This is a genomic window from Nocardia amamiensis NBRC 102102 (assembly GCF_001612745.1).
Classification (GTDB): Bacteria; Actinomycetota; Actinomycetes; order Mycobacteriales; family Mycobacteriaceae; genus Nocardia; species Nocardia amamiensis.
In genome coordinates this window covers 40,055-51,916 of the sequence record NZ_BDBA01000032.1, presented here as the reverse complement: position 1 = coordinate 51,916, position 11,862 = coordinate 40,055, and the positions used below count along the sequence as shown (strand labels likewise).

At 69.5% G+C, this 11,862-nt stretch carries 3 protein-coding genes (1 of these 3 running past the window's edge); all 3 read right to left on the bottom strand.

Going from position 1 to position 11,862, the window contains the following annotated elements:
* Nucleotides 1-66 precede the first annotated feature (66 nt).
* Tightly spaced (at most 15 nt apart), the 3 genes in view from NA4_RS09250 to NA4_RS40225 form a layout consistent with a single transcriptional unit that may run on beyond the window.
* Complete coding sequence (locus tag NA4_RS09250) at nucleotides 67-483, bottom strand: cupin domain-containing protein (protein ID WP_067467085.1); 417 nt, start codon at nucleotides 481-483, stop codon at nucleotides 67-69.
* Nucleotides 484-498: 15 nt separating this feature from the next.
* Entirely contained in the window at nucleotides 499-2,385 is a 1,887-nt protein-coding gene (locus NA4_RS38980; RefSeq protein WP_084496931.1) for a thioesterase domain-containing protein, read from the bottom strand.
* Nucleotides 2,382-11,862, bottom strand: partial view of an SDR family NAD(P)-dependent oxidoreductase gene (locus tag NA4_RS40225; protein ID WP_067467082.1) — the 3' portion only. It continues 3,635 nt past the right edge of the window; 9,481 of the gene's 13,116 nt are visible here — the last part of the coding sequence; its start codon lies off the right edge, out of view — the gene reads right to left on this strand; its stop codon occupies nucleotides 2,382-2,384. The genes NA4_RS38980 and NA4_RS40225 overlap by 4 nt, the downstream gene beginning before the upstream one ends.

Here is an 11,862-nt window from a genome sequence, read left to right as displayed (position 1 = left end):
GACCGCGCGTGACTAAGCCTCGCCGGCGCTGGGGCGCGTCGCGCGTCGGGTTGATGTTGCGCGCGCTCATGGCTTGTTGCCTTCCAAGGTGTGCGGCAGCGGCGCTACCTGGACGATCGGCGGATCGCACTCGTCCCACGGCTTGGTCAGCATCGCGATGAAGGTCAGCGGCGTGATCGAGTACACCGTGTGCATCACCCCGATCGGGGTGCGCGTGCAGATGCCCTTGGACACGTGGATGAACTCCTCCGGGCAGTTCGGATCCTCGTGGTCGTCCTTGGTCACCAGCACACCGTTGCCCTCGACGAACAGCAGGTACTCGACGAAGTGCGGGTGGTAGTGCAAGCCGCGCACCTTGCCCGGGTGCATGTAGATCAGGTTGAACTCCAGCAGGGGCTCGGGAGGAACCCACGTGAAGATGCCGCCGCGCCCATCGCGGACGGTGTCGAGATTGCACGACGGGGTGAGAACTTCGACCTTCATTACTGCATCCCTTCATCAAGCGGGTACTACGTCGGGGCGAACAGCGGTGAGCTTGTCCGTGAGAGAGCCGAGCAACGCCTCGCGATGCTCGACGAGGAAGAAGTGACCGCCGGGCAGCAGCTCGGTGGAGCGCAATCCCGGCAGGACGTCGCGCCACGCCTCCAGTTGGGTGGTCGCCACCTGGCGGTCGTCGCGACCGCCGAAAAGGTGGGCCGGGCACGACGGTGCGGCGGCGGGGGTGAATCGGTAGTCGTCGAAGATCTCGAAGTCACTGCGCAGCGCGGGCAGGAACAGCGCCATCACCTCGGGCGTGTCGCGCACCTCCGGCGGGATGCCGCCGTAATGGCCGACCGCGGCGATGAATTCGTGATCCGGAAGACCGGACAGGCGCCCCGGCCGGGGCAGATGTGGTGCCGCCACGCCGCCGAGAAACAGCGCCCGCGGTTCGACCCCGGCGGGCAGCCCGCGCGCCACCTCGTAGGCGGTCAGTGCGCCGAGGCTGTGGCCGAAGAAAGCGAACGGCAGATCGGTCAGCGGGAGGACCTGCGCCAGCGAGGCGTCGACCAGATCGGTGAAGCGGCGGATCGGCGTCTGCGCCAGATGCCGTTGCCGGGCGGGCAGCTCGATGACGCACAACTCGACCCAGTCGGGCAGCTGGCGCCGCCACGGGGTGTAGGCGGCGGCCTTGCCGCCGGCGAACGGCCAGCAGAACAACCGCAGCCGCGGCGTTCCCTCGGTCCGGCGGTGGATGGTCAGCACACCCGTTTCGGCTGAGGGCGGCGTCGCTCGCGCCGGTTCGGCTGTCGCTCGTGCTGTGCTGGCTGTCGCTCGCGCTGGTCGTGTTGCCGTCTGCGTAACTGTTGCTGTCTGCGTAAGTGTTGCCGAAGCAACAGGCACCGCAGTGCTTTTCGCTTGTTCGCCCCGGCTGGTGGGCTGGATCGAAAGAGCACGCAGATCGCCCACCGCCGCGATCCGGGTCACCGGTGCGCCCATCGTCGCGAAGAACTTCGACAGCGGCGCCGACGGACCGATCTCGTACCGGTGGGTGCCGGAGCGCAGCAGGGCGCGCATGTTGTCGGTCCAGCGCACCGGCGCGGAGATCTGACGGACCAGATGCTCGGCAAGCGTCTCGGGCCGGTGGAACTCTCCGGTGTAGTTCGAGGTCACCGCCACCGCTCGGTCGGCGCGCGTGCGGGGCGCGCAGGCGGCGAGATGCTCGGCGAACTCCGCCTCGATCCCCCGCATCCACCGGGAATGGAACGGCGCGCTCACCCGCAGCGGGACGAATCGCAGGTCCGGAAGACGCTCGGCGAGGACCGCGCGGGCGGCGGCGACGGCGTCGCTTGCGCCACTGATGACGAGCTGATCGGTCGAATTGTCGTTGGCCACTTCCGCGCCCGCCGCGGCCACCAGCTCGGCCGCCGCGGAGCCTGCGATGTCCGGCAGGATCAGGGCGGCCATCGCGCCTTCGCCCTCCGGTACCGCGCGCTGCATGAGCGCCCCGCGGGTACGCACCAGCCGCACCCCGTCGGCGAGGTCGAAGACGCCCGCCGCGACGAGCGCGGCGTACTCCCCGAGACTGTGCCCACCGAAGGCGACCGGCCGCACCCCGTATTCGGCCATCAGCACCCGGTAGGCCGCGATCTCCATGGTCAGCACGCACGGCTGGGTGTACTCCGTGCGGTGCAGCCGCGGATCCCGCTCCACGCAGATCCGCAGCAGGTCCTCAGCCACCGCGTCACTCGCTTCGGCGAAAGTCTCTCGCGCGAGCGGGAACTCGACGCAGAAGTCCGCTCCCATCCCGTTCCGCTGGGCACCCTGTCCCGGGAAGACGATGGTGCCCTCGGTCGGGCCAGGCTGCGGCAGTGCCGCCCCACCGCTTCCAAAAGGCTCGGTGCTCATCGCAGCACCTCCGCGGTCGATTCGGCGGTGCGTGGTGCGGGGAGGTAACCGATCTCGGCGCAGTGCGCCAGGTAGACCCGTATCAGGTCCTCCGTCGGCGGGCAGTCGATGCCTGCCGCGCCCAGGACCCGGCGGGTGTAGGCGCAGTCGGCGTAGGAGCTCTCCTCGTAGTGAATGGTGCCGAACAGCTCGATGCCGTACTTGAACATCTCCAGGGTCTGGCTGTCGTAGACCTCGTCGGTGCCGAGCCGGTAGATCTGCCGGTCGGTGGCCCTGCGGTGGAATTCCTCCAGCGGCACCAGACTCACCTCGTATCCGGCGCGCTGCACGTAGCGGACCACGTCGTAGTAGCGGCGGATGTCCGGGTTGGTCAGGTGATAGGTCTCCCGGTAGGTGGGCCGTCGCAAGGCGATGTGCACCATCGCGGCGCTGACGTAGTCGACCGGGCTGATGTCCCAGTGCACCGGCGTCAGCATCGTCTCGCCGGCCTCGATCATCGTCTTGAGGATGTCGTAGTACGCGCCTTTGACGCTGACCTCGGAGAACGGGTACCGGCCCGTGCTGCTGTCGCCCATGATGTTGCCGGGCCGCACGATGTCCCAGAGCAGTCCGCGCTCGCTCGCCGCGCGGATCAGCTTCTCGGACTCGTACTTCGTCTGCTGATAGGGCAGGTGGTCGTAGCCCTGACCCAGTTCCAGATCGCGTTCGGTGAACGGCGGGTTGTTGAAGTTGAGCCGATCACCCAGCGCGCTGAAGCTGGACACGTACACCAGGTACTTGCCGCGCGAGCGCAGCGCGAATTCGACCGCGCGCCGGGTGCCTTCGACGTTGATCGGAGCGAGCGCGTCGTAGAAGGTGACCAGCGTGGTGCGACCCGCGGCGTGGATGGTCAGGTCGACCTCGTCGGCGAGGCGCCGCCAGCTCACCTCGTCCAGACCGAGGCGTTCGCTGGAGACGTCGCCGAGCACCGTCGTCACCCGGTCCGCGAACGCCTTGTCGAGGGCGCCGTCCGGATCGTAGGTGCTGAGGAAGTGCTTGATCCTGCGTTCGGCCGCGTCCACCGTTTTGCCGCGCACCAGGCAGGTCACCCGCACGTCGGTATCCGACAGCAGGTCGTGCAGCAGTTTGCCGCCCAGCACGCCGGTCACGCCGGTGATGAAGACCGAGCGCACCGGAATCGGGGCGTCCATGGTCACGGGCGGGATGTGCTGCTGTGTTTCGGCGGCCGCCGCCGTCTCGGTGGCGCGCGGCGCGTCGGTGTGTGTCCCTCCGGTGATGATGCCCTCGGCCACGAGGTATTCCGACAGTGACGCGATGGTCGGATACAGCTCGGTCGATTCCGCCGGAATCTTCACGTCGTAGTGCTTCATCAGCCGGTTGAGCATCCGGACAGTGGCAACGGAGTCGAATCCGAAGTCGGCGAACTCCGCGTCGAGGTCGAGTTCTCCGGGGTCGGTCTTGGTGAGATCGGCGAAGATGTCGCGGATCTGTTCGCTGAGCTGGTCACGCAGCGCGGTGTCGAAGCCGTCGCCCGCCGGCTCGGCGCTCCCGGGACGGGGAGCGGTGGTCCGGCTCGATGCGACGATCTCAGCCGGTTCGGCATGCTGGTTCGACGAGGTGACCCCAGCCGGTTCAGTGGACCCAGTAGCCGGTTGAGTGATCCCAACAGAGGGTTCGGTGATCGTGCTCGGCGTGGTGGTTGTATCGGGTTCGGCGGGTTCCGGGGCTGTCGGATCGGCACGCAGGATGTCGTGGGCCGCAGTGCCGTTCGCGGAGTGGCCGTTGCGTCGCCCGGCGTCGGCCGGGTCGGTCGCGTGCGCGACCACCGTTTTCGCGACCAGCTGTGGGGCAGCCGGATGGCTACGCCGGCGGTAGTCCTCGGGCACGATCCAGTGCCTGCGCCGCGCGAACGGGTAACCGGGCAGGCTCACGATCCGGCCGAACGGCCGCTCGTAGCTCTGTTCCCAATCCACCGTCCATCCGCCCGCCCACAATTCGGCGACACGGGGCAGATTCCCGGAGCGCAACAGCGCGCGGAACTCCGCGCGGTCGGCGTCCGATTCGCCGGGCAGCTCGTCGAGCTCGCGGTGGGTGCGGGCCACGCCCCGGAAGATCAGCATTCCTTCGGCCGGCGCGGTCGTGTCCGAAGCCGCCGCGCTGTAGAGCAACTCCACGAGTTCCGCCGTGGAGGCGGCCACCACCGCGAGCCGGTGCTGGAACGCGGTGCGGCCGACGGCAAGCGTCCAGGCCACGTCCGGCAGCGGCACCGGGTGCTCGCGCAACCGCCGGGCCACCCGGGTGGCCAGCTCGGTCAGCCGGTCGGCGTCGCGGGCCGACAGTACGACGAGTCTGGGCTGCCCGTCCTCGGGAGTCGATGCGACCGGCTCGGCGTCGGCGAGGATGACGTGCGCGTTCGAGCCGCCTGCGCCGAACGAGCTGACGGCGGTGATTCTGGGCTGCCCGTCCTCGGGACGCGGCCAGGCCGTGGGCTGGTCGATGATCCGGAACGGTGTGGCCGCGAAGTCGATCCCCGGATTCGGCGGATCGCTGTGCAGGTTCGGCGCCATGGTGTCGTGCCGCAATTGCAGCAGCGCTTTCACCACGCCCGCGGCACCCGCGGCGGCCTCCAAATGCCCGACACTGGATTTCGCCGAACCGATGCCGCAGTAACCGCGCTCGGTCGTGGCGCGGCGATAGGCCTTGGTCAGCGCCGCGATCTCGATGGGGTCGCCCAGCGCGGTGCCGGTGCCATGCGCCTCCACGTAGCCGATGTCGCCCGCGTCGACGCGCGCGGCGGTCAGCGCACGGCCGATCAGGTCGGCTTGAGCCGCGGGATTCGGCACGGTGAAGCCGTTGGTGCGTCCGCCGTGGTTGATCGCGCTACCCCGGATGACGCCGTAGACGCGGTCGCCGTCGGCGCGCGCATGCCGCAACGGTTTGAGCACCAGGGTGACCACGCCCTCACCCGGCACATAGCCGTCGCCACCCGCGCCGAACGACCGGCAGCGTCCGTCGGTGGAGGCCCAGCGGCCATAGCCGAGCAACAGGTACTTCCCGGGATGGATCGACACGTTGACCCCGCCCGCCAGCGCATATGCCGACTCGCCGCGGCGCAGGCTTTCACACGCCAGGTGCAGCGCGGTCAGCGATGCCGAGCACGCGGTATCCACCGCCAGGCTCGGCCCGCTGAAGCCGAAGTGATACGAAACCCGGTTCGCCACTGCGAAATACCCCGAAATCGGCACGCCGACGAGCGCCTGGTACTCGGCATAGCCAACCCCGGCGAACACCCCGGCATCGAGCAGACCGCGGGACGCGGCGCTGGCGCGCACGCGATCCGGCGTGTAGCCCGCGTCTTCCAACGCCGCCCAGGATGTTTCGAGGAACAGACGCTGCTGCGGGTCCATCTCCTCGGCGTCCTTGGGTGTGATGCCGAAGAAGCGGGCGTCGAACTTGTCGACGTCGTCGATGAACCCGCCCCAGCGTGCGTAGGTGGCGCCCGGCTCGTCTGGGTCGTCGGAGAGGTAGTCGCGGTGGTCCCACCGCTGCGGCGGAACCTCGACGATGCAGTCCCGCCCCGCGACCAGGTTTGCCCAGAACTCCTCGATGTCACCCGCCATGGGGAACCGGCCTGCCATGCCGATGACGGCGATGTCGTCGTCGGAATCTTCGGCGGCAGGCGCGGACCCGCTCGCCGAAGCGGGCGTCGCGTCGAGTCCTGCGCGATCGGCTGCCACAGGGCGGCCCGGCTCCGGTGCTCCGTGGGGTATGTCAGCATCCGCCGGGCCGTTGGCCACCACACGCGTCGGTGCGCTGCTGGACGCATTCCCGCTTGGCTCGACTGCGATCACATCTGCTGGAACCGGCGCGGCGATTGCTGGATCTGCGGGCTCCGTCCGGGTCTGGTTCGGTGCGCCCAGGGGCATGTCCAGGTGTGCTGGGTCGGCGACCACGATGTGCGCTGATGTCGGTGCGCCGTGCGCCGCTGCCGAGGCTGCCGGGCCGGTCGCCATCGTGTGTGCTGGGGCCGGTGCGCTGTGCGGCGCGGCGATGACCGGATCGGCGGCCTGTGCGTGCGTCCCGTCCGATTCTCCGCCGTGGGTCGGTGCCCCGTGCGCGGTGTCGGAGGTCAGCGCCACCAGCCGTGGCGCGTGCTCGTCGGCGAGATAGCCCGCGAGGTCTCGCACCGTCTGGTACTCGAAGAACAGGGTGCTCGGCAGCGGACCGAAATCGGTTTCCAGCCGGTCGTTCATTTTGCTGATCAGCACCGAGTCGATCCCATAGTCCTGCAAGGGGATACGGGTCCGGATCCGATCCGGGGCCAGTCGGCAGTACTCGGCGAGCAGACCCTTCAGATAGGTCTCCGCGGTACGCCACAACGGCGCGGTGGATGCGGCCTCCGTGTGTTGCGTCGCGGTCACGAACGGCGCGGACCCAGCGTCTGGTGGCGTGACGACACCGTCAGATATAGCGCCGACTCCGGCCGCGAGGTTTGCCGGGTTCGGGACACTTTCGGGAACCGCCGTGCCCTGGCTTGGCATGGGAGGAGGCGCAGAAACCGCCCGCAGCGCGGTCGTAGTCGATGCGTCGGCGGTGTTGGGCACTGCGACTCGCCGCGCCGCTACGCTTCTGTGCGGTGCTGTGATTCCCTCCTGTGTCGCGATCTCCTGGGACGCTGCGACTCCCTCGGCTGCCACGACTCCCTGGAGTGCCGCGTCTGTTTGGGGGGCTGCCGCTACAGACGACGGCGCACTGCTCTCGTCCGGTACCCAGCACCGTTCCCGGTCGAACTCATAGCCGGGCAGATGAATACGCCGCGCGTCCGGATCGGTCCAGCCCGCGTACTCGACCTGCGCGCCCTCGACCCACTGCCGTGCCGCCGCCACCGGATCATCGAGCACCGTCGCACCGGCCCGGTCCGTCACCCCGTCGGTCGCACCAGTGAAAACGCCTGCCGGGCAGTCGCCTTCGGCGAATGCGGCAAGCCGCGCGGCGATGCCGTCCACGGTGTCCGCGACGATCGCGAGCCGGTGCTCGAATCCGCTGCGCCCGTGTGCCAGTGTCCGCGCGATGTCCGCGGGCACCAGGTCCGGATTCGCGGCCAGATGCCTGCGCAGTGTCCGCGCCATCCGGGTCAGGCTCGTCGCGCTACGTGCCGACAGCACGATCAGCTGCGGACCGCCCGGCACGTGCGGCCGGGCGGCGTCGGCGATCGGTGCCGCATCGACCACCAGGTGCGCATTGGTGCCGCTGAAACCGAAGGAGCTGATCGCAGCGCGGCGCGGCCCGCTCCACTCGCGCAGTGCGGTGTTGACGAAGAACGGTGACTCGTCCAGGCCGAGCAGCGGGTTCACCGAGGTGACGTGCAGCGAGGGCGGGACCTGTCCGGCGCGCATGGCCAGCAGCACCTTGAACAGGCTCGCCATCCCGGCCGCGTGCGAGGCGTGCCCGATGTTCGATTTCACCGAGCCCACCGGGATGGCGGCGATCGCGTCGGTGTAGTGGCGGAAGGCCGCGGTGAGCGCTTCGATCTCGATTGGATCGCCCAATCGTGTTCCAGTGCCGTGTGTTTCGACATAACCGATGGTGGATGGGTCGATTCCGCCCTCGCGGTAGACCGCGAGTTCCAGTTCGGTCTGCGAGCGTACGCTCGGCGCGGTGATGCCGTTGGTGCGTCCGTCGTGGTTCACTCCGATGCCGCGGATCACGCCGTGGATCGGGTCGCCGTCGCGTTCGGCGGCGGCCAGCGGCTTGAGCACCACCACCCCGGCGCCCTCGGCGATGACGAAACCGTCGGCGTCGGCGCCGAAGCTCGCGCACCGGCCCCGCGGGGACAGCATGCCCATCGAGGAGGCCAGCAGGTGGTATTCGGGTGTTACGAAGACCGCGACGCCACCGGCGAGGGCGAGCTCGGATTCACCCGAGGCGAGGCTGCGGCAGGCTTGGTGCAACGCGACCAGGGCAGAGGAGCACGCGGTGTCCAGCCCGAGGCACGGACCGGTGAGATCCAGCTGGTAGGCCACCCGCGCAGGCAAGATTGCGGGGCTGTTGCCGGTGAACATGTGATGCGAGCCGACCGCTGCGCGGTTGCGCAGCAGGGTCGCGTAGTCCGACCCGGGCGACCCGGCGAATACGCCGCACCGTGTGCGCCGCAACGACTTCGGGTCGATGGCGGCGTCCTCCAGCGCGAGCCAGCTGTGTTCGAGAAATAATCGCTGCTGCGGGTCCATGTAGTCGGCCTCGGCCGGCACCAGGTCGAAGAACGCCGGATCGAACTGCTCGACGCCGTCGAGGAACCCGCCCCACTTGGAGTAGGTCTTGCCCGGCATCGCCGGTCCCGGCCGGAAGTAGTCGGCGACCGGCCAGCGAGAAGCCGGTACCTCGGTCACGGAGTCGTGTCCGGCGGCGAGATTGCGCCAGAACTCGGCGAGATTCGCCGCGCCAGGGAACTCGCCGGACATGCCGATGATGGCAATGTCCATGGATGCTGACCTTTCGCTCGGCCCCTCAGGCTGCGCGCGCTGGGCGGATGGCGCGCCGACGGTTTGGGCGCTGGATGCCGATGGGTGCGACGCCGAAGACATTCGGCTGGGGGCACTGTCGGTCGGTTGAGTCGTCTGTGTGCTGGTCGCCGTCGCGCCGTCTTCGGCCATACGCCTGCTGAGCAGCCGCACCGAGGGATGGTCGAACACCACTGTCGGCCGCAGCGCCAGCCCGTAGCGGGCGTTGACGCGGTCGATGATCTTCACCGCGAGGATCGAATCGACGCCGTACTCCGACAGCGGCAACTCCGCGCGCACCTCGGAGCGCGCCACGCCGAGTCCGTCGGCGAGGAGGCCGATGACTTCGGCTTCCAGCGCCGAGACCGCAGCGGCCGATGTGATCGCCGTCCGCGCGGGTTCGGAGGAGACGCGTTGCACCCCCAGCTCGGAGTTGTCAGCGAACTGCTTGGATGCGCCGGCGTCGGCCCGCGTCGATTCCGGGTCGATCCGTTCGGCTCCTTGCGCCGGGATGTGGGCGATCTGCGTGGATGAGCTGACCGCGGAGGCTCGCGCTGGTTCCGGGACCACGCCGATGCGTTGGGCTCCCAGCGGCGAATTGCCGACGGTCTGCGTCGATGCGCCGGTCGCGGCAGCTTGCGCCGTTTGCGGGGTGGCGCCGATGCGTTGGGATTCCAGCGCCGGGGTGTGGGCGGCCTGTGTGAATGCGCCGGTCGCGGCAGCTTGCGCCGGTTCCGGGAGGACGTCGGGTTCGGGCCGAGCATCGGCGGGCGTGGCGGCGGTGACGGCGGCGAGCAGCCGGAAGCTCGGTTCGGGGTCCGCGGACAGGCCGGGACCCCACGCTCGGACTCCGGAGAATCCCGCGGCGCTCAGGGCCGCGCGCCATTGTTGTTCGGACAGCAACGGCGAGTGCGGGATTCGCGCTGCGGGATCGCGGTAGGCGTGCCAGCCCTCGAGCAGGCCGAAGGTCAGTGCGAGCACTTCGAGATCGGTGGTCGCTTCGGTGAATGCCAGTACGCCGCCTGGTGCCAGCAGCCGTCGCGCGTTCCGCAGTGCCGAGTCGACCGACCGCGTGGCGTGCAGGACGTTGGCGCACACAACCAGGTCGGCGTCGCCCGCGGGAAACCCTTGCGCGACCGGATCGGTCTCGATGTCCAGGACGGCGAAACGCAGGTCAGGGTACATGCCGAAGGTGCGCCGTCCGTGCGCGACGAAACTGTGCGAGACGTCGGTGTAGTGGTACTCGTACGCGATCCCATGTCCGGTGAGTGCTGCGAGCACGCTGTGCGTGGAACCGCCTGTGCCCGCGCCGATCTCGACCACACGCAAGGGGCGCGCGGTGCGGCGCTGCTGCGCGAGGTTCGACACCAACTCGGCAAGCAGGCCGTTGGTGAAGTCGTAGGCGGCGTTGCCGCGATAGATCGCGCCGACCAGCTCCAGGTCGCCGCCGGGGAACAACACCTCCGTGGCGGACAGCTCCCCGCGCAGCACGCGGGGATACGCGGCCAGACACGCATCGAGCAGGGTCACGTACGCCTCGGTCTCCGGGAAGCGTGCGAGCAGGTCGGCGCGCATGCCGCTCGTGCCGGGAGGCGGGCCGGGCACGACGATGCTGCCCCGCTGCGACCGGACGAGCCCATGCCGCAGCAGGATGTCCAGACAGCTGGTGCGCAACCGAGCGAACTCGGGCCGCACACCCAGTGCCGCGTCCAGTGACTCGGCGGTCCACTCCCCTGGCGTGAGACCCATCCCGGCGAGCGTGGTGAACAGCAGCATCGCCGCGTAGCGGCCGAGCTCGGGTTTGCCGGGCTCCACGATGCCCGCGGGCCCGGTAGCCGCCTCGAACTGGGCCACCGCGGCGTCGAAGCCGGAGCGCGGCGGCGTGCTGATCCAGTAATTGGTGCGGTCGAAGGGGTAGCCCGGCAACGGAATTCGTCTCTGCGGGCCGCCGCGGGCATGCCAATCGATGTCGGCGCCCGCGACCCACTGGCGAGCCAGGTCCTGATCGCTCGCCGGTGGGCCGAACAGCGGACGGGTTTGCGCGTCCACTGTGCCGGTCACCACCGGACCGAGCTGATCGGTGCGGAATTGGTCGAGCGCGTCGGCCACCGCGGAAGGCGAGGACGCGACCACCGCCAGCCGGTGCGCGAGCGCGGGCCTGCCCACCTGCAATGTGCGTACCGCGTCGGTGAAATCGTCGGGGTCGAGCGCACGGAAGTGCTGCGCCATGATGTCGGCGTAGCGGTGCAGCTGGGCCGCTGTGCGTGCCGACAGCACGAAGATCTCCGACCCACCTGGCACCCTGGACCGAGCTCGGTCGTCGACGAATTCGGCGAGCACCACATGGGCATTGGCGCCGCCGGCGCCGAACGCGCTGACACCCGCATGCCGCGGCACGGTGACGCCGTCGACCGTGCGCCGCGGCCAGTCCTCCAACTCGCGTGGCAGATGGAACGGCACCGAGTTGAACGCGATGGCCGGATTGGCCTGGGCCGCATGCAGGGTCGGCGCGATCCGTCCATGCCGCATCTGCAGTAGCACGCGGGTCAGCCCCGCGACGCCCGCGGCCGCTTCGAGATGGCCGATGTTCGATTTGGTCGAGCCGAGCGCGCGGGAGCGACCGGTTCCATCGGATCGGCCGAATGCCGCGGCCAGACCCGCGATTTCGATCGGATCGCCGAGCGGCGTTCCGGTGCCGTGCGCCTCCAGGTAGTCGACCCTTGCCGGATCGACCCCCGCCGCCCGCAGCGCGTCGGTGATCACCTCGGCCTGCGCGCCGGGGTGCGGCACGCTGTACCCGGAAGTCTGGCCGCCGTGATTGACGGCGCTGCCCAGGACCAGTCCGTGGATGGTGTCACCGTCGGCGCGAGCGGCGGACAGCGGCTTCAGATACAGGGCACCGACACCTTCACCCGGGACATAGCCGTCGGCGCTCGCGGCGAACGGCCTGCAGCGGCCGCTGTCCGACATCATGCCC